The sequence below is a fragment of the Cupriavidus sp. 207A1 genome, from assembly GCF_057798955.1.
In genome coordinates, this window is the sequence record NZ_JBYOJO010000016.1 from 66,973 (window position 1) to 89,737 (window position 22,765).

The 22,765-nt window shown below is 69.0% G+C and carries 20 protein-coding genes; 6 read left to right on the top strand and 14 right to left on the bottom strand.

Going from position 1 to position 22,765, the window contains the following annotated elements:
* Nucleotides 1-9 precede the first annotated feature (9 nt).
* Nucleotides 10-888 (bottom strand): protease HtpX, encoded by an 879-nt coding sequence (gene htpX / locus AC3FMM_RS25325; RefSeq protein WP_111521265.1) that lies wholly within the window; start codon nt 886-888, stop codon nt 10-12.
* A gap of 122 nt (nt 889-1,010) precedes the next feature.
* Nucleotides 1,011-1,346, bottom strand: a complete 336-nt coding sequence (locus AC3FMM_RS25330) for a hypothetical protein (protein WP_326348025.1) — start codon at nt 1,344-1,346, stop codon at nt 1,011-1,013.
* Between the two features lie 222 nt (nt 1,347-1,568).
* Between AC3FMM_RS25330 and AC3FMM_RS25335 the strand changes: the two genes are divergently transcribed.
* The 3 genes from AC3FMM_RS25335 (at nt 1,569) to AC3FMM_RS25345 (ending at nt 3,611) form a co-directional block, all read left to right on the top strand.
* Nucleotides 1,569-2,000 (top strand): Cd(II)/Pb(II)-responsive transcriptional regulator, encoded by a 432-nt coding sequence (locus AC3FMM_RS25335; protein WP_116311889.1) that lies wholly within the window; start codon nt 1,569-1,571, stop codon nt 1,998-2,000.
* A gap of 518 nt (nt 2,001-2,518) precedes the next feature.
* Nucleotides 2,519-2,938, top strand: a complete 420-nt coding sequence (gene rnk, locus AC3FMM_RS25340; RefSeq protein WP_115711292.1) for a nucleoside diphosphate kinase regulator — start codon at nt 2,519-2,521, stop codon at nt 2,936-2,938.
* A gap of 259 nt (nt 2,939-3,197) precedes the next feature.
* Nucleotides 3,198-3,611 (top strand): hypothetical protein, encoded by a 414-nt coding sequence (locus AC3FMM_RS25345; RefSeq protein WP_115711291.1) that lies wholly within the window; start codon nt 3,198-3,200, stop codon nt 3,609-3,611.
* A gap of 111 nt (nt 3,612-3,722) precedes the next feature.
* On the opposite strand, the gene AC3FMM_RS25350 is transcribed toward AC3FMM_RS25345, so the two are convergent.
* The 7 genes from AC3FMM_RS25350 to gcl all read right to left on the bottom strand — a co-directional run bounded on the left by AC3FMM_RS25350 (nt 3,723) and on the right by gcl (nt 14,953).
* Nucleotides 3,723-6,860, bottom strand: coding sequence for a multidrug efflux RND transporter permease subunit (locus tag AC3FMM_RS25350; protein WP_488687639.1), 3,138 nt, complete (start codon nt 6,858-6,860; stop codon nt 3,723-3,725).
* A 306-nt stretch (nt 6,861-7,166) separates the two neighbouring features.
* Nucleotides 7,167-8,042: a KPN_02809 family neutral zinc metallopeptidase gene (ypfJ, locus tag AC3FMM_RS25355; RefSeq protein ID WP_488687640.1), complete on the bottom strand. Its 876-nt coding sequence runs from the start codon at nt 8,040-8,042 to the stop codon at nt 7,167-7,169.
* Nucleotides 8,043-8,298: 256 nt separating this feature from the next.
* Nucleotides 8,299-9,762, bottom strand: a complete 1,464-nt coding sequence (gene pyk / locus AC3FMM_RS25360) for a pyruvate kinase (protein ID WP_115705363.1) — start codon at nt 9,760-9,762, stop codon at nt 8,299-8,301.
* A gap of 73 nt (nt 9,763-9,835) precedes the next feature.
* Complete coding sequence (locus AC3FMM_RS25365; protein ID WP_488687641.1) at nt 9,836-11,149, bottom strand: glycerate kinase type-2 family protein; 1,314 nt, start codon at nt 11,147-11,149, stop codon at nt 9,836-9,838.
* Nucleotides 11,150-11,261: 112 nt separating this feature from the next.
* Nucleotides 11,262-12,182, bottom strand: coding sequence for a 2-hydroxy-3-oxopropionate reductase (locus AC3FMM_RS25370; protein ID WP_092316699.1), 921 nt, complete (start codon nt 12,180-12,182; stop codon nt 11,262-11,264).
* Nucleotides 12,183-12,258: 76 nt separating this feature from the next.
* A complete protein-coding gene (gene hyi, locus AC3FMM_RS25375; protein WP_115678893.1) occupies nt 12,259-13,041 on the bottom strand; it encodes a hydroxypyruvate isomerase in 783 nt (260 codons plus the stop codon).
* Nucleotides 13,042-13,168: 127 nt separating this feature from the next.
* The gene (gene gcl / locus AC3FMM_RS25380; RefSeq protein ID WP_326348032.1) at nt 13,169-14,953 is read right to left on the bottom strand and encodes a glyoxylate carboligase; all 1,785 of its coding nucleotides are present in this window, start codon (nt 14,951-14,953) and stop codon (nt 13,169-13,171) included.
* A 283-nt stretch (nt 14,954-15,236) separates the two neighbouring features.
* On the opposite strand from gcl, the gene AC3FMM_RS25385 reads away from it, so the two are divergent.
* The 3 genes from AC3FMM_RS25385 to AC3FMM_RS25395 all read left to right on the top strand — a co-directional run bounded on the left by AC3FMM_RS25385 (nt 15,237) and on the right by AC3FMM_RS25395 (nt 17,403).
* Nucleotides 15,237-15,935, top strand: coding sequence for a hypothetical protein (locus AC3FMM_RS25385; protein WP_116311885.1), 699 nt, complete (start codon nt 15,237-15,239; stop codon nt 15,933-15,935).
* Nucleotides 15,936-16,084: 149 nt separating this feature from the next.
* A complete protein-coding gene (locus AC3FMM_RS25390) occupies nt 16,085-17,005 on the top strand; it encodes a LysR family transcriptional regulator (RefSeq protein WP_025586057.1) in 921 nt (306 codons plus the stop codon).
* A gap of 17 nt (nt 17,006-17,022) precedes the next feature.
* Nucleotides 17,023-17,403, top strand: coding sequence for a DUF2784 domain-containing protein (locus AC3FMM_RS25395; protein WP_115711276.1), 381 nt, complete (start codon nt 17,023-17,025; stop codon nt 17,401-17,403).
* A gap of 10 nt (nt 17,404-17,413) precedes the next feature.
* Here AC3FMM_RS25395 and AC3FMM_RS25400 read toward each other — a convergent pair whose 3' ends face one another.
* The 5 genes from AC3FMM_RS25400 to AC3FMM_RS25420 form a co-directional block, all read right to left on the bottom strand.
* Nucleotides 17,414-18,247: a crotonase/enoyl-CoA hydratase family protein gene (locus tag AC3FMM_RS25400; protein WP_414249176.1), complete on the bottom strand. Its 834-nt coding sequence runs from the start codon at nt 18,245-18,247 to the stop codon at nt 17,414-17,416.
* A gap of 41 nt (nt 18,248-18,288) precedes the next feature.
* Nucleotides 18,289-19,068, bottom strand: coding sequence for an enoyl-CoA hydratase-related protein (locus AC3FMM_RS25405; RefSeq protein ID WP_115711272.1), 780 nt, complete (start codon nt 19,066-19,068; stop codon nt 18,289-18,291).
* Between the two features lie 51 nt (nt 19,069-19,119).
* A complete protein-coding gene (locus AC3FMM_RS25410) occupies nt 19,120-19,923 on the bottom strand; it encodes an SDR family oxidoreductase (protein ID WP_115711270.1) in 804 nt (267 codons plus the stop codon).
* 580 nt (nt 19,924-20,503) lie between these two features.
* Nucleotides 20,504-21,196 (bottom strand): GntR family transcriptional regulator, encoded by a 693-nt coding sequence (locus tag AC3FMM_RS25415; RefSeq protein ID WP_012354232.1) that lies wholly within the window; start codon nt 21,194-21,196, stop codon nt 20,504-20,506.
* Between the two features lie 47 nt (nt 21,197-21,243).
* The gene (locus AC3FMM_RS25420) at nt 21,244-22,641 is read right to left on the bottom strand and encodes a C4-dicarboxylate transporter DctA (RefSeq protein WP_115711269.1); all 1,398 of its coding nucleotides are present in this window, start codon (nt 22,639-22,641) and stop codon (nt 21,244-21,246) included.
* Nucleotides 22,642-22,765: the final 124 nt, after the last annotated feature.

Consider the following 22,765-nt stretch of genomic DNA (forward strand, 5'->3'; position numbering starts at 1 on the left):
GCCGTTGCGTCAGCGCGCCGCCTGCAGCGCGGCGATGCGCTGCTCGATCGGCGGGTGGCTCGAGAACAGCGCCATCCACGACTTGCCGCCGGCGATGCCCATCGCCTGCATGTTCTGCGGCAGACCGTCGGGATCCAGCCCGCCCAGGCGGCGCAGGGCCGCGACCATCGGCGTGGGGGTGCCCATCAGGCCGGCGGCGCCGGCATCGGCGCGGAACTCGCGCCGGCGCGAGAACCAGGCCACGATGATGCTGGCCAGGATGCCGAACACGATCTCGCACACGATCACGGTGACCATGTAGCCGATGCCCGGGCCGCTCGATTCCTCGTCGTTCTTGCGCAGCATCGAATCGACGAAGTAGCCCACCACACGTGCCAGGAAGATCACGAAGGTGTTGACCACGCCCTGGATCAGCGTCAGCGTCACCATGTCGCCGTTGGCGACGTGCGCCACCTCGTGCGCCAGCACGGCCTCTACCTCTTCATGCGACATCGATTGCAGCAGGCCCGTCGACACCGCCACCAGCGAGCTGTTCTTGGTGGCGCCGGTGGCGAAGGCATTGGGCTCGCCCTCGTAGATGGCGACTTCCGGCATCGGCAGGCCGGCGCGCTGCGCCAGCTTTTCGACGGTCTGCACCAGCCACAGCTCGGTGCTGGTGCTGGGGTGGGTGATGACCTGCGCGCCGGTCGACCACTTGGCTATGGTCTTGGACATCAGGAGCGAGATAAAGGCGCCGCCGAAGCCCATCAGCGCGGCAAATGCCAGCAGCGTGCCCAGGTTCAGCCCGTTGGCGGTCAGGAAGCGGTTCACCCCGAGCACGCTGGCGGTGATGCTGAGGACAAGCATGACGGCGAGGTTGGTCGCCAGGAAAAGCAGTACGCGTTTCATGTGTGTGGAGCAGTGGTAGGTCGCGCCATGCGGCGCAAGGGTGCGGTGGGACCGCAGGCGCGCGCCGCATTCGTTTGCGGCACGCGGGTTCGGGCGGGCACGGGCAGGCCGCGCCAGTCAGATCAGGCGCGCGGCGGTCGCGGCAGCCGCGGCAGGTCGGGTTCGGGCAGCAGGGCGCCGGCATAGCGAGGCGGCCCGGCACGGCCGGGCGAGGGGGCCAGCTGCAGCGGCGTGGCCGGCAGCAGTTGCTCGGCCAGGTCGGCGCCGGGCTGCCACTGCGGCTCGGCGGCTTCGGGGAGCGGCAAAGGGTCGCCTGTCGGGTCCCCTGTCACGGCGGCGCGATCCGCATCGTCGGCGCCGAGCGCAGCGGCGGGTACGGCCGTGGCTTCGTTGGTGGACAGCACCGCGTGCGCGAATGCGGCCGCCCAGCCCGGCAGGGGCAGGAAGGCCAGCATCATGACCAGCAGGAGCAGCCGCAGGACGCGCACGAACAGGGGGACGGCTTATCGGTGGAAGTGGAAGGAATTCTACAGGATGCCGCAAGGCGCTGTTGCCGCCCGTGGCGGCGGTAGCACATGGCCGTTTGCAAGCGTTTCGTCACTTTCTGCACGATGCGGCAGACTGACCTACACTATGGCCAACCCTGTAGTGGTTACAGGGTATGGAAAGGAAACAGGCACATGCGTATCGGCGAACTGTCACGGTCCAGCGGCTGCGATGTCGAGACCATCCGTTACTACGAGCGCGAAGGGCTGCTCGACGCGCCCACGCGCGAGGCCAACGGCTACCGCCGCTATGACGAGGGCCATGTGGTGCAGCTGAACTTCGTGCGCCATTGCCGTTCGCTCGGGATGAGCCTGTCTGACGTCCGGCGCCTGCGCGAGTTCGAGCGCAACCCGTCGCAGGACTGCGACGACATCAACACGTTGCTGGACCGCCAGATCGCCCAGATCCATGCCCAGCGCGTGGCGCTGGAGGCGCTCGAGGGCCAGCTGCGCGCATTGCGCGAGACCTGCCGCCATCACCAGCCCGCCAGTGGGTGCGGCATCCTGCAGAACCTGCAGCAGGCAGCGGCGGGGGCGGGCTGTGAGTGCCATGCCACCAACGGGTGACGACCCCGAACCCGACGCTGTGCTACGATGGTTGCTCCGGCTTCGCACCAGCACGGTGCATGAACCCCGGGGCAGCAAGGCAGGTGAGCCACCACTTCCGGGCTCGCCATTGCAGCAAGCCATCCGCTGCCGCTTATCCTTTTCCGCAATGACCATGACCGATCGCCTGACGCCGATGCCCGATGCGCCTGTCCGCCCGCTGCGGACCGGCCGCGCACGCGCGTCCGCGGTCGCCCTGGCGCCCAGTCTGCCCCAGCGCGCCAAGCGCGCGATCTCTCCCCGCCGGATCGGCGCACCGCCTGATTCCGCCCGGTTCCCAGCCTGATTCGTCTCCCATAGCGGGGCCCGGGCCGAACCGGGCCCGAGCCAGCGTTTCCGTTGTTGCCGGCGATCGCCGCAACGCTTTTGCCGATCCGTTGATGCGCGCCGCTGCGCGGCACGCCAACCCGCAAGACCTGACCGCCGCCGCCCGCCATGCAGGCCGGCCGCGCCCACCCACGACTGCCGGAGGACCCGCCATGACGGCCACCAAGACCCAGACCGCCACCCTGTACCTGACCGAACTCGATGTCACCCGCCTGGAGCGCATCGCCAGCCGCGCCGGCTCGGCCCAGATCGAGGACATGCTCGACAGCCTGCTGGCGCGCGCCACCATCGTAGCGCCCGAGGAAATTCCGACCGATGTGGTCACCATGAACACCCGCGTGGTGTGCACGCTGCCGGGCGAGCAGGCGCCGCGCGACTGGACCCTGGTGTATCCCGACGCGGCCGACTTCGACGCCGGCCGGCTGTCGGTGCTGTCACCAGTGGGCCAGGCACTGCTGGGCGCGCGTGCCGGCGAAACCGTCAGTTACCGCCTGCCCGATGGCCGCGAACAGCAGGTAAGCGTCGCCGAGATCGCATTCCAGCCCGAAGCCGCCGGCCAGTACACGCTCTGAGCCCGCCCTCGCGGGTGCGGCCGCCGCCGCGCGCCCCCCTCCGTGGCGGCGTATCGCCGGCGATCCGCGGACACCATTCATCGGCAAGCGAGTCGGTTGACGACTCGCAACGCACCATTCGTCGCAGCGGTATTTCTGCTGGCGCGGGCTGTGACTAATCTTCAGTCCGTGCTCGCATCGCAACATAGATTGCAGAGCGGCCGGAGTCTTATCCCGGACCTACAAGAAAGAACGACGAAATCAGTTGAAGGAGTCCCAAATGATCGCCAGACGTATCCTTGGCGGCGCGCTCGTGTTCGCGGCAGTGGCCGCGTCCGCTACGGCGATGGCTGCCCCCGCTGCCAGCAAGGTTGGCAAGTTCGATGTGTATGCCGACGCGCTGCGGGTCGGTAAGTACGATGTGTATACGGACGGCGCCAAGCAAGGCAAGTTCGACACCTACACCGACGGCGCCCGCACCGGCCGCTTCGATCCGTACTCGGAAGGCTCGCGCCGCGACGGCAAGTTCGACACCTTCAGCGAAGGGGCGCGCAGCTTCAGCGGCGAGATCTCGAAGCGCGGCAAGTTCGATACCTTCAGCGAAGGCACGCACAGCTTCACCGGTGACGTGGCCGAACGCGCGCTCGACAACTCGCGCTCCGGCGACGGTTCGCTGTACGGCTATCGCGTCTGACCCCCGGGTCTTCTCCAGACCTGACGCGGCCACTGCGGTGGCCGCAAGTTTTCTCTCCCGCCTGCCCGGCCGACCTCCTCCTCCTTCTCTCTTCGCCTGGCAGGCGTTTTTCTATTCCGTAGACGCTGCTGCCGCGGGTTCCGGCGCCGGTTGCGCGCGCGGCAACCGGCGCGCGATGGCCGCGTACAGCAGCGGCACCGCCAGCGTGCCCAGCACGGTCGCGCCCAGCATGCCGCCCAGCACGCCGGTGCCGACCGCCTGCTGCGCGCCCGCGCCCGGGCCGGTGCTGATGGCCAGCGGCACCACCCCCAGCACGAATGCCAGCGAGGTCATCACCACCGGCCGCAGCCGCTGGCGCGCCGCGCGCGTGGCGGCCTCGACCACGTCCATGGCGCCCGCCGCGCCGCGCCGCAACTGCTCGGCGTATTCGACGATCAGGATGGCGTTCTTGGCCGCCAGCCCCATGATCACCACCACGCCCACCTTGAAATAGACGTCGTTGGGCATGCCGCGCAGCCAGATCGCCGCGGCCGCGCCCATCAGGCCGGTGGGCACGATCGCAATCACCGCCAGCGGCAGGGTCCAGCTTTCATACAGCGCCACCAGGCACAGGAAGATAAACAGCAGCGACAGCGCGAACAGCCACGGCGCCTGCGTGCCGGTCTGCTCCTGCTCGTAGGCGCGCCCGGTCCAGCGCACGTCGAATTCGGGCCCCAGCTCGCGCACGAGTTCCGCCAGCCGCGTCATCGCCGCGCCGGTGGTGTAGCCGGGCGCGACTTCGGCATTGATGCGCACCGAGCTGAAGCCGTCGAAGCGCTCCAGCGTGACCTCGCCTTGCCCCCATTCCAGCGAGGCGAAGGCGGCGAGCGACACCATCGCGCCCTGGGCGTTGCGCACATGCACCCGCGCCAGTTGGTCCGGTTGCATGCGGAACGGGGCGTCGGCCTGCAGGATCACGCGCCGCACCCGGCCTTCGCGCGCGACTTCGTCGATATAGCGCGAGCCCAGCGTCGCCGACAGCGTGTGGTGCACGGCATCGGCATCGACGCCGAAGGCCTCGGCCTTGCGGTAGTCGATCTTCAGGTCCAGCGCTGGCACGGGCTGGCCGGTGGTGGCGCGGACCTCGCCCAGCACCGGGTCCTGCCTGGCGCGCTCGATCAGCTTGTCGCGCGCGGCGAAGAGCGCCTCGCGCCCCACCGGCTGGCGCGCCACCAGGCGCATGTCCAGGCCACCGATGCTGCCCAGTTCCGGCAGCGCCGAGCTGTTGTAGGCGAACAGCTGCGCCGTGCCGCGGCCGGGCCAGCCTTCCAGGCCGGCCGAGAGCCGTTCCAGCACCGCCTGCGCCGCCTGCCCGCGCCCGCGCGCCTTCCAGTCGGTCAGGCCGATGAACAGGCTGGCGCGCTGCTCGCCGCTGCCGCCGCTGCTCCAGCCCAGCACGGCAAAGCTGGAACGCACCGGGTAGTGCTGGTCGCGCATCCACTGCTCGAGGCTGGCGACCAGGCGGCGCGTGTCGGCCTGCGTGCTGCCGGCGGGCAATTCCACATCGACCACGATCTCGCCGGTATCCTCTTCCGGCAGGAACCCGCTCGGCATCTTCCACAGGGCATAGCCGCACGCCAGCGTCAGCGCCAGGTACACCGCCAGCCAGCGCAGCCGCCGCCGCTGCAGCGCCTGCACCCAGCCGGCATAGCGCGCGGTGAACGCGGCAAAGCGCGCATCGAACCACGCCAGCGGCCCGCGCGCCGGCGCCGCGCTGTGGCGCAGCAGGCTGGCGCACATTGCCGGCGCCAGCGTCAGCGCAAAGAACAGCGAGAACGCGATCGACACCGCCAGGGTCACGGCGAAATGCCGGTAGATCACGCCCACCGCGCTGCCGAAGAACGCCATCGGCACGAACACCGCGCACAGCACCAGCGTCACCGCGACCAGCGCGCCGGAGACTTCTCGCATCGAGCGCGCCGCGGCCTGCATCGCGCCCACGCCGTCGCTGCGCATGATGCGCTCGACGTTTTCGACCACCACGATGGCGTCGTCGACCAGGATGCCGATCGCCAGCACTACGCCGAACAGCGTGATCACGTTCAGCGACAGGCCCAGCGCGTACAGGCACGCGACCGTGCCCAGCAGCGACACCGGTACCACGATGCACGGGATCAGCGTGGCGCGCAGGTTGCCGAGGAACAGGTACAGGATCAGGAACACCAGCACCGTGGCCTCGATCAGCGTCAGCACCACGCGCGAGATCGACGCCTGCACGAAGGTGGCGCCGTCATACGAGATCTCATAGCGCACGTCGCCCGGAAAGCCCTTGCTGGCGGCATCGAGCGCGGCGCGCACGGTGCGCGAGGTCTGCAGCACGTTGGCGCCGTCGGCCAGCTTCAGGCCGATCGACGCGGCGTTGCGCGTGTTCAGCGTGGAACCGTAGCGGTAGTCGCTGGCGGCCAGTTCCACCCGCGCCACGTCGCGCAGCAGCACCGCCGAGCCATCGGTGGCGGCGCGCACCACGATGCGCCCGAATGCCTGCGCGTCGCTCATCGGCGCGGGCGGGCGCACGATCGCCTGGAACGACTGGCCCGGCACGGCTGGCGCGCCGCCCAGCTGGCCCGGCGTGACGTTGCCGTTGCGCGCTCGGATGGCGGCCTCGACCTCGGCCGTGGTCAGGTTGAAGGCGTTCAGCTTGTCCGGGTCAAACCAGATCCGCAGCGCGTATTCGGCGCCGTAGGGCTCGGCCTTGCCGATGCCGGGCAGGCGGCGCAGCAGCGGCAGCACCGAGCCCGCGGCAAAGTCGCCCAGCGCGGTTTCGTCGAGCTGGCCGCTGTCCGAGACCAGCGACACATACATGAAGGCGCTGCTGCTGGCCTGGTCGACATAGACCCCGCCGCGGCGCACCGCCTCGGGCAGCAGCGGCTCGGCCTGGGCCACGCGGTTGCGCACGTTGACTTGCGCCAGCTGCGGGTCGGTGCCCTGGCGGAAGCCCAGCGTCACCGTGGCGGTGCCGCCCTCGCTGCTGGAATCGAGGTAGAGCAGGCCGGGAATCCCGTGCATCTGCTGCTCCAGCACCGCGGTGACGCGATCCTCGACCGTGCGCGCGGACGCGCCCGGGTAATCGGCATAGATGATCACCGTGGGCGGCGCCACCGCCGGATACTGGGCGATGGGAATTCGGTTCAGGGCCAGCAGGCCCGCCACCACGGTCAGGATGGCCAGCACCCAGGCGAACGCCGGGCGCTTCAGGAAAAACGACGCCATGTCAGGTCAGGGCTGGCACGGGCGCACGGCAAGTGAAGATCGGCCGTGGCTCCGGTGCGGTTGGAACGGAACGGCTTGGGTGCGGAGACGCCGCAACGACTGCGGCAATTGGTGCGTACCGGGCGGGTACGGGGGTCCGGCGGGGAAGGACCCGGCGCTGCGGCGGGAAATGATCGGTGAGGATCGACGCCGGCGACCGGCCGTCATATTGCGGCCTTGCCGGCGATTATAGACAGGGAAGCGCGGCCCGGACAACGCAAACGTCACATTGTCGGCCCCCACTGAGGTTGGGGGCCGGGCCGGGAACTACAGGTCGCGCGCGGCGAAGGCGTCGCACTTGCGGATGTCGCCGGACTCGATGCCGCGGCGCAGCCAGCGCACGCGCTGCTCGCTGGAGCCGTGGGTAAACGCTTCGGGCACGACATAGCCCTGCGACTGTCGCTGCAGCCGGTCGTCGCCGATCGCGGCGGCGGCCTTCAGGCCTTCTTCGATATCGCCGGGTTCCAGCAGCTGCTGGTTGGCGCGCTGCGCGGTGGCGGCCCATACGCCGGCCAGGCAGTCGGCCTGCAGCTCCATGCGCACCGACAGCTGGTTGGCCTGGGCCTCGCCCATGCGCCGGCGCGCATTGTCGACCTTGTCCGAAACGCCGAGCAGGTTCTGCACATGGTGGCCGATCTCGTGCGCGATCACATAGGCCTGGGCAAAGTCGCCGCTGGCGCCGAAGCGCTGGCGCAATTCGTCATAGAAGGCCAGGTCGATATAGACCTTCTGGTCGCCGGGGCAGTAGAACGGGCCCATCGCCGACTGCCCTGTGCCGCATGCCGTCGGCGTGGCGCCGGAGAACAGCACCAGCGTCGGCGGCGCATAGCGGCGGTTGAGCTGGGTTTCGAAGATGTGTTGCCAGGTGCGCTCGGTATTGCCCAGCACCTTGCGCGTGAACACCGTCATCTGGTCCGTCGCCGGCGGCCGGTTGGCCTGTTGCTGTTGCTGTTGCTGCTGCGGGCCCGAGCCTTGCAGCACCGACGCGCCCTGCATGATCAGCATCGGGTCGATGCCGAAGAAATACGACGCCGCCAGCGCGATGATGACCGTGCCGATGCCGATCGACTTGCCGCCAAGGCCGCCGAATCCACCGCGGCGGTCTTCAACGTGCTGGCTTTCGGCTTCGTCATCGAGGCGCATGGGGGCTCCGGGCTTGGGGAATAGGGTAAGGGAAGTGGAATTCAGTATAGCAATCCGCGCTTCGGTGCTCGCGCTGGTGCTGGTTCCCGCAGCGCGCCGTGCCGGCGGATGCGCTCAGCGGCACGTCAAAAAAAACACCGCCCACTCACCCTGGAGACGGGCAATGCGGGCGGTGTGCGGCAAAACGAAGAAACCGGGTTTGCACCCGGTTCCGTCATGGCGTGGCCGTTGCGCAGCGGGAACGCGCGCAGTGCGCTCAGGCCAGTGCGGCCTCGCGTGCGACAGGCGCGGCGGCCAGCGCGCTGGCGCTGACTTCGGCCACGCGCAGCAGGTTGGTGGTGCCGCCCTGGCCGAACGGCATGCCGGCGGCGATGGTGATCTGGTCGCCCGGCGCGGCGTAGCCTTCGGCAACGGCCGCGCGCGTGGCGGCCTCGACCATTTCATCGACGCTTTGCACGTCCGGGCTCACGGTGGAGTGGATGCCCCACGCGATCGCCAGCCGGCGCGCGATCTCCAGGTTGGGCGTGATGCTGACGATGGGCGCGCACGGCCGCTCGCGCGCGGCGCGCAGCGCGGTCGAGCCCGACGAGGTGTAGGTCACCGTCGCCGCGGCGCCGATGATCTGCGTGACTTCGCGCAGCGCGGCGCAAATGGCATCCTGGCGCGTGTTCAGCGGGGTCTCGTGCTGGGCGTCGAGCAGGTTGCGGTAGAGCGGGTCGCGCTCGACCTCGGTGACGATGCGGTTCATCATCGACACCGCCTGCACCGGGTAGCGGCCGTTAGCCGACTCGGCCGACAGCATCACCGCATCGGCGCCTTCATAGATGGCGCTGGCCACGTCCGACGCTTCGGCGCGCGTCGGCACCGGCGAGTCGATCATCGATTCCAGCATCTGCGTGGCGATCACCACCGGCTTGCCCAGCTGGCGGCACACGCGCAGGATGCGCTTCTGCACGCCGGGCACGCGCTCGGGCGGCAGTTCCACGCCCAGGTCGCCGCGCGCCACCATCACCGAGTCGGACACGCGCACGATCTCTTCGAGCTGCTGCAGCGCGGCCGGCTTCTCGATCTTGGACAGGATGCCGGCACGGGTGCCGACGATCTCGCGCGCCTCGACGATGTCGGACGGACGCTGCACGAACGACAGGCCGATCCAGTCGGCGCCCAGCGACAGCGCGAAGTCCAGGTCCTTGCGGTCCTTCTCGGTCAGCGCCGGGATGGGGATCACCGCGTCGGGCACATTCACGCCCTTGCGGTCGGACAGCGAGCCGTTGTTGGCCACGCGCGTGGTGATGGTGCCGGTGGTGACCGACTCGATCGCCAGGCGCACCTTGCCGTCGTCGATCAGCAGCGACTGGCCGGGCTGCGCGGCCTGGAACAGCTCCGGGTGCGGCAGGTACACGCGGGTGCCGTCGCCCGGCGTCGGATCGCTGTCGAGCACGAACACATCGCCGGTGCGCACCGCGACCTTGCCGGCGGCGAAGGTGCCGATGCGCAGCTTGGGGCCCTGCAGGTCGGCCAGCACGGCGATCGGCCGGCCGGTCTCGGCCTCGACCTGGCGCACCGCGTCGTAGCGCGCGCGGTGGTCGTCGTGCGTGCCGTGGCTGAAGTTCAGCCGGAACACGTCCGCGCCGGCCTCGAACAGCGCGCGGATCACCGCGATGTCGGTGCTGGCGGGGCCGAGCGTGGCCACGATCTTCGCTTTGCGCTGGCGTCTCATGATGTCTCCTCTTCCATTCTCGGTAGCGGCGCGTCGGCGCCGCGAGTCAGTCGGTACTACGTTGGCGCGATCGTCAGGCAATCAGGATCGCGCGGAAGTCGTTCACGTTGGTGCGGGTCGGCCCGGTGACGATCAGGTCGTCCAGGCCGGCGAAGAAGCCGTAGCCGTCGTTGTTCTCGAGGTGCGCGCGCGCATTCAGCCCGCGCGCGGCGGCGCGGGTCAGCGTGTCGGGCGACAGCAGCGCACCGGCGTTGTCTTCGGAACCGTCGATGCCATCGGTATCGCCGGCAATCGCATGCACGCCGGGCAGGCCGTCGAGCGCCACCGCCAGCGACAGCAGGAACTCCGCGTTGCGCCCGCCGCGGCCCTTGCCGCGCACGGTCACGGTGGTCTCGCCGCCGGATAGGATCACGCACGGCTTGCTGAAGGGCTGGCCGCGTTGCGCAACCTGGCGCGCGATGGCGGCGTGGACTTCGGCCACTTCGCGCGCTTCGCCCTCGATGCAGTCGGACAGGATATGGGCCTCGAAGCCCAGTTCGCGCGCACGCGCCGCGGCGGCTTCAAGCGATTGCTGCGCGGTTGCAAGCGTCACGCTGCGGTGGCCGCTGAAGCGCGCGTCGCCGGGCTTCGGCGTTTCACCGGCGCCGCTCTCCAGGTGCGCGCGCACATTGGCCGGCACCTCGATGCCGTACTTGGCGATTACCGCCAGCGCATCGGCGCAGGTGGTCGCATCGGGCAGCGTCGGGCCGCTGGCGATCAGGGTCGGGTCATCGCCGGGAATATCGGAAATCAGCAGCGTCTCCACGCGCGCCGGCGCGCAGTGCAGCGCCAGGCGTCCGCCCTTGAGCGCGGACAGGTGCTTGCGCACGCAGTTCATCTCGCCGATGCTGGCGCCGCTCTTGAGCAACGCCTTGTTCACGGCTTGCTTGTCGGCCAGCGTCAGGCCCGGCGCGGGTGCTGCCAGCAGCGCGGAGCCGCCGCCGGAAATCAGGCACAGCACCAGGTCGTCGGCGGTGAGGCCCTGCACCAGCTCCACCATGCGATGCGCGGCGCGCGCGCCGGCTTCGTCGGGCACCGGGTGGGCGGCCTCGACCACTTCGATGCGCTTGCAGTCGGCACCGTGGCCGTAGCGCGTCACCACCAGGCCCGACAGCTCGCCTTGCCAGCTCGCCTCGACCGCCTGCGCCATCGCGGCAGCGGCCTTGCCGGCGCCGATCACCACGGTGCGGCCCCTGGGCGGCGCGGGAAGGTGCGGCGGCAGGCAGTGGCTGGCGCTGACGGAGGCGACCGCGGTATCGAACAGGTCGCGCAGCAGCGCGCGCGGTTCAGCGTTGGCTGCGGTGCGCTGGGGCGACAGCAGGGCGGCTTGGGGTTCGGTGACGAGCATGAAGAATCCTGGGTGCTGACGGGAACGCTGGGTACTTCGGGTACGTATCGGGTACGAAATCGGGTACTTCAAAGCGTGTCGTCCCCGCGGTGCGGGGACGACAGGTTGCTGCTTACTTGGCGTTGGCGATCTGGTGGTTAGACATGATCTCGATCGCGCGGCACAGGGCCGAGTGGTCCTGCTTGCCCAGGCCGTTGGCCGAGCAGGTGTTGAACAGCTCCTGCGCGGTGGCGGTGTTGGGCAGCGCCACGCCCAGCGCCTTGGCACCCTGCAGCGCCAGGTTCAGGTCCTTCTGGTGCAGCTCGATGCGGAAGCCCGGATCGAAGGTGCGCTTGACCATGCGGTCGCCGTGCACTTCCAGGATGCGCGAGGCGGCGAAGCCGCCCATCAGCGCCTCGCGCACCTTGGCCGGATCGGCACCGGCCTTGGAGGCGAACAGCAGCGCTTCGGACACGGCCTGGATATTCAGCGCAACGATGATCTGGTTGGCCACCTTGGTGGTCTGGCCGTCGCCGTTGCCGCCCACCAGCGTGATGTTCTTGCCCATCAGCTCGAACAGCGGCTTGACCTGGTCGAAGGCCTCCTGCGGGCCGCCGACCATGATCGTCAGCGAAGCGGCCTTGGCGCCGACTTCACCGCCCGACACCGGCGCATCCAGGTACGAAGCGCCCAGCTTGTTGATGCGCGCGGCGAAGTCCTTGGTGGCGATCGGCGAGATCGAGCTCATGTCGACCACGATCTTGCTGTAGCTGGCTTCCTTGCCGGCCGCCTTGAACGCGGCGGCCACGCCCTTCTCGCTGAACAGCACCGCTTCCACGTGCGGCGTGTCCGGCACCATGATGACGATGATGTCGGCACGCTTGGCGACTTCCTCGGCGCTGGTGCAGACGGTCACGCCTGCATCGACCAGCGCCTGCGGGGCCGGGTTGACGTCATGCACGAACAGCGTGTGGCCGGCGGCGCGCAGGTGGCCCGCCATCGGTGCGCCCATGATGCCCAGGCCGATGAAGCCGACGTTGCGAGTGGTTGCCATGTGATGTCTCCTTGCTTGAGATTAAATGTGTCTTGGTTCGCGTAGGTAGTAGCGGGATACGACGGGGGCGCGGCGCTTATTGCACGCCGTGCGCGGCGCGCCAGCCCAGGCCGGCTTCGGTGGTGGTCTTCGGCTTGTATTCGCAGCCGATCCAGCCGGTGTAGCCGATCTCGTCCAGGAACTTGAACAGGTACTGGTAATTCAGTTCGCCCGTGCCCGGCTCGTTGCGGCCCGGGTTGTCGGCCAGCTGGATGTGCTTGATCTTCGGCAGGTTGGCCTTGATGGTGTTGGCGATCTCGCCTTCCATCCGCTGCATGTGATAGATGTCGTACTGCACGTACAGGTTGGGCGCGTTGACCTGGGTGATCAGGTCCAGCGCCTGCTGCGTGCGCGACAGGAAGAAGCCCGGGATGTCGAAGGTGTTGATCGGCTCGACCAGCAGGTCGATATGCTCGGCGGCCAGCGCGCCGGCGGCGAAGCGCAGGTTCTCCACCAGCGTTTCCTGGGCCTGCTCGCGCTTGACGTTCTGCGGCAGGATGCCGACCAGGCAGTTCAGCTGGCGCACACCCAGCACCTTGGCGTACTTGATGGCCTCGCCCACGCCGTCCTGGAACTCGCCGACGCGGTCCGGGTGGCAGGCAATGCCGCGCTCGCCCGCGTCCCACTTGCCGGCGGGCAGGTTGTGCAGCACCAGGTCCAGCTGGAAGCGGTTCAGGCGGTCAGCGATCTGGTCCGCATGGAACGCATAGGGGAAGAGGAATTCCACGCCGCGGAAGCCCGCGCGCGCGGCGGCTTCGAAGCGGTCGAGAAAACCGGCTTCGTTGAACAGCATGGTGAGGTTGGCCGCAAGTTTGGTCATTTGTCATCTCCTGTGACTTGGTTTTTCTTGTCGTTCCCGCGCAAGCGGGAACCCAGTGACTTCAGAAGACGCTGGATCCCCGCATGCGCGGGGATGACGTGTCGGACTGCAAAGGGGCGGGAAGGTCTTACGCCGTTTCCACTTCTTCGTTCAGGATCGCTTCCTCGATGTCCTCGAGGTCTTCGATCGGCTCGAACTCGTTGATGTTGTCGATCTCGGTGCCCATCGCGATATTGGTCACGCGCTCCAGAATCACCTCGACCACCACCGGCACCGAGAACTCGGCCATCAGGTCGCGCGCCTCGGCAAAGGCAGGGGCGATGTCTTCCGGCTTGAACACGCGGATCGCCTTGCAGCCCAGGCCTTCCACCACCTTGACGTGGTCGACACCATAGCCGTTCAGCTCCGGGGCGTTGACGTTGTCGAAGGCCAGTTGCACGCAGTAGTCCATCTCGAAGTTGCGCTGCGCCTGGCGGATCAGGCCGAGGTAGGAGTTGTTCACCACCACGTGGATGTACGGCACCTTGAACTGCGCGGCCACGGCCAGTTCCTCGATCATGAACTGGAAGTCGTAGTCGCCCGAGATCGCCACCACGTCCGAATCCGGCGAAGCGGTCTTCACGCCGATCGCGGCCGGGATGGTCCAGCCCAGCGGGCCGGCCTGGCCGCAGTTGATCCAGTGGCGCGGCTCGTTGACCGACAGGAACTGGGCCGCGGCGATCTGCGACAGGCCGATGGTGCTGACATAACGCACGTCGCGCGGGAAGTACTGGTTCATCTCGCGGTACACGCGCTGCGGCTTGACCGGCACGTTGTCGAAGTCGCTCTTGCGCTGCATGGTGCGGCGGCGCTTCTGCACGTCGGCGACCCACGACTTGCGGCACGGCAGGCGGCCGGCCATCTTCATTTCGCGGGCGACTTCGACGAACAGTTCCAGCGCGGCCTTGGCGTCGGAGACGATGCCCAGGTCCGGGCCGAACACGCGGCCGATCTGGGTGGGCTCGATATCGACGTGCACGAACTTGCGGCCCTTGGTGTAGACGTCGACGCTGCCGGTGTGGCGGTTGGCCCAGCGGTTGCCGATGCCCATCACGAAGTCCGAAGCCAGCAGCGTGGCGTTGCCGTAGCGGTGCGAGGTCTGCAGGCCGACCATGCCGGCTTGCAGCGGGTGGTCGTCGGCCAGCACGCCCCAGCCCATCAGGGTCGGCACCACCGGCACGTTGACCAGCTCGGCGAATTCGACCAGCAGTTCTGATGCGTCGGCGTTGATCACGCCGCCGCCGCACACGATCAGCGGGCGCTCGGCCGCGTTGAGCATGGCGATGGCCTTCTCGATCTGGGCGCGCGACGCGGCCGGCTTGTACGGCTGCAGCGACTGGTAGGTGTCGATATCGAATTCGATCTCGGCCACCTGCACGTCGAACGGCAGGTCGATCAGCACCGGACCCGGGCGGCCCGAACGCATGATGTGGAACGCTTGCTGGAACACCTGCGGCACCAGCGCCGGCTCGCGCACGGTCACGGCCCACTTGGTCACGGGCTTGGCGATCGATTCGATATCGACGGCCTGGAAGTCTTCCTTGTACAGGCGCGCGCGCGGGGCCTGGCCGGTAATGCAGAGGATGGGGATCGAATCGGCCCAGGCCGAGTACAGGCCGGTGATCATGTCGGTGCCGGCGGGCCCCGAGGTGCCGACGCAGATGCCGATATTGCCCGGCTCGGCGCGGGTGTAGCCTTCGGCCATGTGCGAGGCGCCCTCGACGTGGCGGGCCAGCACGTGGTTGATGTTGCCCGACTTGCGCATCGCCGAGTAGAACGGGTTGATGGCCGCGCCCGGCACGCCGAACGCGGTGGTCACGCCTTCCTTCTCCAGCACGGCGATTGCCGCGTCGATTGCTCTCATCTTTGCCATGATCTTGTCTCCGGTAATGGTGGGAATTTCGTTGGAGTCGATCCTATTCCCGCAGGCCGGTTGGGATAAACAGAAGAGCGATCAGTTGATTCGATACCTGTAGTACGCAATATGGGCTGGAAAGCCACGTCGGATGGTCGGCGCGGGTACTCCGATGCATGCCATTGGATATGTGGTGTGACGATACGGACACGCCGCGCAGCACCGGGTACGCCGGCGCGCCGGCGTGCCGCCGCGGCGCGCTGCGGCAAAATGGCGGCATTCCCTGCCATCCGGGCCGACCATGTATTCCAGGCTGCCGTCCACCTACGAACTGCTGGAGGCGCTTGCCGCCGCCTCGCCCGAGGCGGCGTCAGCGCCTGCCCCCGCGCCGGAGAGCCGGCTCGGGCGTGCGCTGTGGCTCGGCTTTATCGCGGCACTGGCCGCGACGATCCTGTGCGGCGCCGGCCTGGCGGTCTGGCGCCTGGGGCTGAAGCAGGCCGTGCCGCTCTGGTCCCTGCGCGGCTTCGAGGCCCTGCTGGCGCTGGCGGCCGCGTGCTATGTCGGCGCGGGGCTGGCCCGTGCCGGCACGGTGCTGGGGCGGCTGCGCCATCCGCTGCGCTGGCAGGCCGCCGAGCTGGACCGCGACAGTGCCGCCGAAGACGCGCTGCTGCGCCGGCTGGCGCGCATCCCGCCACAGCAATTGCAGGCGCGCCAGCGTCGCGTAGCGCTGCAGCTGCGGCTGTGGGAGGGCGCGGCACGTACGCTGGCGGTGCTGCTGGCACTGGCGCCGGCCGCCGCGGTGATGGCGGCACTGCCGCGCCAGCAGGCCCTGGCCGGTACGCTGCTGTGGCTCTACGGCGTGATGGTCGTGACCGGTGCCGCCTGCTACCTGTACCTGCATCTGCAATGCAGCAGGCCGCTGCGGCGCCTGGCCCATGTGCTGGGCGAGGCGGCCGAGCTGAACGCGCAAATCAGCAAGCGTACGGCGGGCGCAGGCTGAAACCCGCCTGCGTGCCGGGTGCGGCCGCGTGCCCGTGGCGGGGCCCGGCGGCGGCCCTTATGCGCCGGCCTCGATCCGGCCCATCAGCCGCGCAGGGATGCCACAACCCCGGCGATGCCGCACAATGGCGCCCGGGAGACGAATATCCGATGGACAAACTCAAGCAAATCGAAGCCTTTATCGCCGTGGTGGAGCACGGCAGCATGGCGGCCGCGGCGCTGACGCAGAACGTCACGCCGGTGATGATCGGTCGCCGCATCAACGCGCTCGAAGCCCGCATCGGCGTCAAGCTGCTGCACCGGTCCACGCGCCGCATCGCCGTGACCGAGCAGGGCGCGGTGTTCATGGAGCAGTGCAAGAAGGCGCTGGCCGACCTCGACCGCGCCGAGATGCTGATCGCCGAAGGCAAGCACAAGGCCACCGGTCACCTGATCGTGTCGGCGCCGGCGGCATTCGGGCGCAAGCACGTGGCGCCGCACGCGCCGGCGTTCCTGGCCAGCAATCCCGAGGTGCAGATCTCGTTCAACCTGACCGACCGCGTGGTCGACCTGGTGCGCGAAGGCTATGACGTCGGCATCCGCATCGGCGGCGCCATCGATCCGAACTTTGTCGCGATCAAGCTGGCGTCGAACAAGCGTGTGGTGTGCGGCACGCCGGCGTACTTTGCCAAATACGGCGTGCCGCAGACCCTGGACGACCTGGCCCAGCACAACTGCCTGGCGTTCAACCTGCAGGGCGGCCAGCAGCGCGGCTGGTACTTCAGCCAGAACGGCAAGACCGTGACCGTGCGCGTCAACGGCAACCTGGACTGCAACGACGGCGAGCTGCTGCACCGCTGGACCGGCGAGGGCCTGGGCCTGGGCTGGCGTTCCACCTGGGAGATCCTGCCGCAGCTGGAGAGCGGCGAGCTGATCACGGTGCTGGACGAATACGCGCTGCCCGCCTACGACATCCTCGCCGTGTACCCGCAGCAGCGGCCGGTGCCCGCCAAGATCCGCTTCTTCATCGAGCACCTGAAGGCGCAGTTCGCGCGCCCGGGTTACTGGATGGACACCGCGGGCGGCAACTGAGGCCGCCGCGCTACGCCATGCCCATCAGCGCCTGGCTGGCCGACCTGGTGGTCATCGCGCACGCGCTGTTCATCGTGTTCGTGGTGGCGGGCGGCCTGCTGGTATTGCGCTGGCCGCGTGCGGCATGGGTGCACCTGCCCGCGGCAGTGTGGGGCGTGCTGATCGAATGGGGCGGCTGGATCTGTCCGCTGACGCCGCTGGAAAACTCGCTGCGCCGGGCTGCCGGGCAGGCCGGCTACAGCGGCGGCTTTGTCGAGCGCTACCTGTTGCCGCTGATTTATCCGGCGGGGCTCACGCCCGCGGTGCAGCTGTGGCTGGGGCTGGTGGTGCTGGTGGTGAACGTCGCCATCTATGCGCTGTGGTGGCGCCGGCGGCGCCACCACCATGCCAGGCGCTGAGCGGACCGCCTCAGCCTGCCGGCGTGAAGCGCGGCGCGCGTTTCTCCAGGTTGGCCAGCACCGCTTCGCGCTGGTTGGGCGAGCCCACCAGCCGGTCCTGCTCGTCGGACTCGGCCTGCAGGATGGCGGCGTGGTCGCCGCGCTCTGCCACGGCCATCAGCCGCTTGGCGGCGCGGATCGCGTGCGGGTTCTTCTGCGCGACCTCGCGCGCGGCGGCCAGTGCCGCGGCGCGCGGGTCGTCGGCCAGGTAGGTGCCCAGCCCCAGTTCGCACGCCTCGCTGCCGCTGAGCACGCGCGCGCTGTAGATGAGCTCGCGCAGCACATCGGGGCGCACCAGCCCGCGCGTCAGCACCATGCCCGCCATGTCGGGCACCAGTCCCCACTTCAGCTCCATCACCGAGAGCCTGGCATCCGGCGCGACGTAGCGCACGTCCGCGCCCAGCGCCACCTGCAGGCCGCCGCCGAAGGCCACGCCGTGCACGGCGGCAAAGACCGGCACCGGCAGCTCGCGCCAGACCATGCAGGCGTATTGCGGCCGGTTCGAGATGCCATGGGTGCGCTGGCCGAGGCGGCCGGCGCCGATACCGTCGTCGTGGGATTCGCCGCCACCGTCGGACAACATGCCCGCCATGCGGCCCATGTCCAGTCCGGCGCAGAAGGCGCGGCCTGCGCCGGACAGCACCACCGCGCGCAGGTCCGGCAGGCGCGCGAGCTGTTCGCCGGTCTCGATCAGGGCATCGAACATGGCCTGGTCGAGCGCGTTCATCTTGTCGGGTCGGTTCAGGCGGACGTCGGCGACGCCGCCTTCGATCGTCACGAGGATACGTTCATTGCTGGCGCTCATGCGCGGGCTCCCTGGTAGTGGCAGTGGTGCGGTCGCCGCGCTCAGCGGCCCTTGAACTGCGGCTTGCGCTTCTCGACGAAGGCGGCCACGCCCTCCTTGCAGTCTTCGCTGCGGCTGGCGCGCGACTGCAGCGTGGCTTCCACCTCGAGTTGCGCGGCCAGGTCATTGCCGAGGCTCTGGTTGAGGGCCTGCTTGATCATGGCGTAGGCCATGGTCGGCATGGTCGCCAGGTGGCGCGCCAGCTTGCCGGCCTCGTCCTGCAGCGCGGCGTCGTCATGGATCTTCCACACCAGGCCGATGCGGTGGGCTTCTTCCGCGTCGATCTTCTCGGCCAGGATGGCCAGCGCGCGGGCGCGCATCTCGCCGGCATAGCGCGGCAGGAAGTAGGTGCTGCCGGCATCCGGGATCAGGCCGATTTTCGAGAACGCCTGCAGGAAGCTGGCCGAGCGCGCTGCCAGCACCACGTCGCCCGCCAGCGCCAGGCTCATGCCGGCACCGGCCGCCACGCCGTTGACCGCGGTGATGACCGGCTTGGGCATCTCGCGCAGCGCCATGATGATCGGGTGGTAGCGCTCGCGCAGCAGCGTGCCGGAGTCGGACACGCCGCCGCCCTGGCGCGCGGCCAGGTCGGCGCCGGCGCAGAAGCCGCGGCCGGCACCGGTCAGCAGCACGGCGCGCACCTCGGCGTCGGCGGCGGCGCGGTCCACGGCCTCGCGCAGTTCGCGCAGGATGTCGGCGTTCAGTGCATTGAGCACGTCGGGGCGGTTCAGGGTCAGCGTGGCCACGCCTTCGCTGGCTTGATAGAGGACGGTTGCCGTCATGGTGGTTCTCCGGGTTTCTGGGTCGTTGCGGTGCAGGAATCGGGGGGCGGTCTACCGGGATGGCTTCAGCGCATCGGCCGAGGCGTCGCCCAGCTTGCTGCCGCCGTCGCAGTCGAGGATGGTGCCGGTGACATAGCGGGAGTTGTCGCTGCTCAGGTACATCGCGGCATCGGCGATGTCGTCCTTGGTGCCGTAGTCGCGCAGCGCCAGGCGCGCCTTGTAGCGGGCCTCCATCTCGGGCGTGGGGGCCAGCCGCGCCATGCCTTCGGTGTCGGCGATCGGGCCGGGCGAGATGCCGTTCACGCGCACGCCGGCCGGGCCCCATTCCATCGCCAGGCACTTGATCAGCATGTTGATGCCGGCCTTGGCGGCGCAGGCATGGGCCTGGAACATCATCGCGTTGACCGCCTGCGGCGCGGTGATCGCGATCAGCGAAGCGCCGGGCTTGCTGAGGTGATCGAAGCTGGCGCGGAACACGTTGAAGGTGCCGAGCAGGTCGATATCGACCACGGTCTTGAAGGCATTGGCCGACATGCCGACCACGGGCGCCAGGAAATTGCCGGCGGCGCCGGAGATGACCACGTCGATCGGGCCCAGCTCGTCCTGCGTGCGTACAAAGGCCGCTTCGACCGCGGCGTAGTCGCGCACGTCGGCGGCCATGCCGATGGCGGTGCCACCAGCCGCGGTGATGGTGTCGGCGGCGGCCTGGATGCGCTCGGCGGTGCGGCTGATCAGCGCCAGCCGCGCGCCGGCGCGCGCAAAGCCGTGCGCGATGCCAAGGTTGATGCCGGAGGAGGCGCCGGCGACGAATACGGTCTTGCCGGCGAAGGCGTCGGGGCGGAAGGCGCTGGGCATGGGAAGTCCTTTTCGGTGGAAAGCACGGCGGATTCAGGCGAGGGCTAGCGCCGGCAGTGCGGCGGCACGGCAGGTATTGCGCGATGGCGCATGGCGGTCTCCCTGGGATCGTTATCGTGTGCGGCTGCCTCCGCAGCGTGGCGGGACAGCGCGGGCCTCTGGCGGGGCCTGCGGCATCCTAACCCGAAGGCGCGATTCGCTTTTCGAGCGTGGCCGGCGCGCCAGCCCGCGCGGGACGCGCATGACCCGACCAGGCGGCAATCCCGAGCGTCGACGCGGCGTAACGCAACCTGCTGTCGGAAAAGGGAAAAACCGGTGCGGGACGGCACGGGTCAGAGGCCGCCGGGCGGCACGCCATTCGGCGCCGCGGAACCCCGTCCTCAGAAAAAAGAAAGCCCGCACACCGTTGCAGCGTGCGGGCAGCCTGTCGACGATGAGGTGCCGGCAGGCAAGTGCTCATGAAGTGCGCCCCCGCGTCTTCATGGCGAGATGAAGTTTGCGCGCGGGCGGCCAGGCGGGCTTTGACTCACGTCAAGCGGCCGGCACCAAAGCCGGAGAGTGGGGCAGGCGGAGCCGGCGCCTATGCCAGCAGCGCCGCGACCAGGTCCTTGCCGCGCGCCACCGGCGCGGTTTCCTCGAAATGCAGCGCGCCTTCGACGTGGCCCAGGTGGTCCACCATCAGCGTGACGGCGCGCTCGACATCGCCGGCACGCGCCGCCTCGATGAACTCGCGGTGCTCGTCCGACGAGCAGGCCGCGTCGCGGCGCGACTGGTACAGCATGGTGATGACCGCGCTGCGCGCCGACAGCTCGCGCATCATCTCGGTCAGCACGCCGTTGCCGACCACCTCGGCCAGCACGATATGGAAGTCGCCCAGCAGCCGCGTGCGCACCTGGGCATCGTTGCCCGCCAGCGACTTGCGCTCGGCCGCCAGGTGGCGGTCGATGCGCTTGTAGTCGGCGGCGGTGGCCTTGGCGACAAACTCGCGCGCCAGCGCGGCTTCGAGGATGCGGCGCACGGCGAACACCTCGCGCGCTTCCTCGGCGCTGGGCTTGGCCACGAACGCCCCCTTGTCCGGTACGATCTGGATGACCTTGTCCTTGGACAGCATCAGCAGCGCCGCGCGCACCTTGGTGCGGCTGACGCGGTAGACGCTGGCCAGCGCCTCCTCGCGCAGCTTGGTGCCGGGCGGCAGGCGGTGCGAAACGATCGCCGCGACGATGTCGTCGGCGATCGCTTCGGCGGTCATGTCAGGATCGATATGCTCGGGCATGGCAGCGCACTTGCGCAGAGGCTGCGCGGTTGGGTAGATGCGTGATTCTAGCGCCCCGCGACCGGGCCCGGCACGATCGCCGGAGCGGCGGCGTCCTGCGCCATCGCGGCCAGGCCGGCGTCCAGGTCGGACGCCTCGATGGTGCCGTTCAGCACCCCATGGGCCCGGGCGCGGTCGATGTCCTTCTCCCACGCGGCCACCACCACGGTGGCGACGCAGTTGCCGATCAGGTTGCCGAGCGCGCGCGCGATGCCGATAAACCAGTCCACCGACAGCACCAGCACCAGGCCGATCGCCGGGATCGCCGGGTGTGCCGACAGCGTCGCGGCCAGGATCACGATGGCCGAGCCCGGGATGCCGTGCGCGCCCTTGGAGGTGATCAGCGCCACCGCCAGGATGCCGAGCAGGTCGGCCATCGCCAGCGGCGTGTTGGTCGCCTGCGCGATAAAGACCGCGGCCAGCGTCAGGTAGATCGAGAACGCGTCGAGGTTGAACGAGTAGCCGGTCGGAATCACCAGGCCCACCACTGACTTCTTCACGCCCATGAACTCGAGCTTCTTCATCACCTGCGGCAGCACGCTGTCGGACGAGGCGGTGCCCAGCACCACCAGCAGCTCGGCGCGCAGGTAGCGGATCAGCTTGATCACCGAGAAGCCGCACGCGCGCATGATGCCGCCCAGCACCACCAGCACGAACACGATCACCGCACCGTAGAACAGCAGCACCAGGAACCCCAGCTGCTTGAGCGAGCCGATGCCGTACTTGCCTACCGTGAACGCCACCGCGCCCAGCACGCCCAGCGGCGCCAGCTTGATGATGAACCCCATCATCTTGAACAGGGTGTGCGAGAAGGTATCGATCAGGCTGACCAGCGGCCGGCCGGGCTCGCCCACCAGCGACAGCGCGCAGCCGAACAGGATCGACACCACCAGCACCTGCAGCACGTCGCCGTTGGCGAAGGCGCCGAACACGGTATTGGGGATCAGCTTGAGCAGGAAGTCGACCGTGCCCTGGTCCTTGACCTTGGTCGCGTTGTCGATAAAGCCGGCGATGGCCGAGGCGTCGAGCGAACGGGGATCGACGTTCATGCCCACGCCCGGCTGGAACACGTAGGCGAGCACGATGCCCAGCGCCAGCGCGATGGTGGTGACGATCTCGAAATACACCACCGCCTTGATGCCGACGCGGCCCACCTTCTTCAGCTCGCCGGCGCCACAGATGCCGGCCACCACCACGCAGAACACGATCGGGCCGATCAGCATCTTGATCAGCTTGATAAAGGCATCGCCGAGCGGCTTGAGCTTGGCGGCGAACTCTGGGAAGGCGAGGCCGAGCGCCGTGCCGATCACCAGGGCGATCAGCACCTGGCCGAACAGCGAGCGGGTGAAGCGGGTGTGCAGGCGGGGGCTGCCCGGGCGCTGCTGCGAGGGAACTGCGTGCTGCATGGTTGTCTCCGTGCGGGGCCGGTCCTGTGCGCCGGCCCATTTTCGATCCAGGAATCACCGGCGGCCCCGTGCTGCTCTGACGGCTGGGTTGGGCTGCCGGCCTTACGTTCCGGCGGGACTCCCG

Excerpts from the sequence above, each read along its gene's own strand:
- AC3FMM_RS25415 (WP_012354232.1), bottom strand. The coding sequence starts at position 21,196 with ATGCCCGAGCATATCGATCCTGACATGACCGCCGAAGCGATCGCCGAC.
- AC3FMM_RS25335 (WP_116311889.1), top strand. The coding sequence starts at position 1,569 with ATGCGTATCGGCGAACTGTCACGGTCCAGCGGCTGCGATGTCGAGACC.
- AC3FMM_RS25350 (WP_488687639.1), bottom strand. The coding sequence starts at position 6,860 with ATGGCGTCGTTTTTCCTGAAGCGCCCGGCGTTCGCCTGGGTGCTGGCC.
- hyi (WP_115678893.1), bottom strand. The coding sequence starts at position 13,041 with ATGACCAAACTTGCGGCCAACCTCACCATGCTGTTCAACGAAGCCGGT.
- AC3FMM_RS25370 (WP_092316699.1), bottom strand. The coding sequence starts at position 12,182 with ATGGCAACCACTCGCAACGTCGGCTTCATCGGCCTGGGCATCATGGGC.
- AC3FMM_RS25390 (WP_025586057.1), top strand. The coding sequence starts at position 16,085 with ATGGACAAACTCAAGCAAATCGAAGCCTTTATCGCCGTGGTGGAGCAC.
- AC3FMM_RS25400 (WP_414249176.1), bottom strand. The coding sequence starts at position 18,247 with ATGAGCGCCAGCAATGAACGTATCCTCGTGACGATCGAAGGCGGCGTC.
- AC3FMM_RS25345 (WP_115711291.1), top strand. The coding sequence starts at position 3,198 with ATGATCGCCAGACGTATCCTTGGCGGCGCGCTCGTGTTCGCGGCAGTG.
- AC3FMM_RS25410 (WP_115711270.1), bottom strand. The coding sequence starts at position 19,923 with ATGCCCAGCGCCTTCCGCCCCGACGCCTTCGCCGGCAAGACCGTATTC.
- htpX (WP_111521265.1), bottom strand. The coding sequence starts at position 888 with ATGAAACGCGTACTGCTTTTCCTGGCGACCAACCTCGCCGTCATGCTT.
- AC3FMM_RS25385 (WP_116311885.1), top strand. The coding sequence starts at position 15,237 with ATGTATTCCAGGCTGCCGTCCACCTACGAACTGCTGGAGGCGCTTGCC.
- gcl (WP_326348032.1), bottom strand. The coding sequence starts at position 14,953 with ATGGCAAAGATGAGAGCAATCGACGCGGCAATCGCCGTGCTGGAGAAG.
- AC3FMM_RS25365 (WP_488687641.1), bottom strand. The coding sequence starts at position 11,149 with ATGCTCGTCACCGAACCCCAAGCCGCCCTGCTGTCGCCCCAGCGCACC.
- AC3FMM_RS25405 (WP_115711272.1), bottom strand. The coding sequence starts at position 19,068 with ATGACGGCAACCGTCCTCTATCAAGCCAGCGAAGGCGTGGCCACGCTG.
- AC3FMM_RS25420 (WP_115711269.1), bottom strand. The coding sequence starts at position 22,641 with ATGCAGCACGCAGTTCCCTCGCAGCAGCGCCCGGGCAGCCCCCGCCTG.
- AC3FMM_RS25395 (WP_115711276.1), top strand. The coding sequence starts at position 17,023 with ATGCCCATCAGCGCCTGGCTGGCCGACCTGGTGGTCATCGCGCACGCG.
- pyk (WP_115705363.1), bottom strand. The coding sequence starts at position 9,762 with ATGAGACGCCAGCGCAAAGCGAAGATCGTGGCCACGCTCGGCCCCGCC.
- AC3FMM_RS25330 (WP_326348025.1), bottom strand. The coding sequence starts at position 1,346 with ATGATGCTGGCCTTCCTGCCCCTGCCGGGCTGGGCGGCCGCATTCGCG.
- rnk (WP_115711292.1), top strand. The coding sequence starts at position 2,519 with ATGACGGCCACCAAGACCCAGACCGCCACCCTGTACCTGACCGAACTC.
- ypfJ (WP_488687640.1), bottom strand. The coding sequence starts at position 8,042 with ATGCGCCTCGATGACGAAGCCGAAAGCCAGCACGTTGAAGACCGCCGC.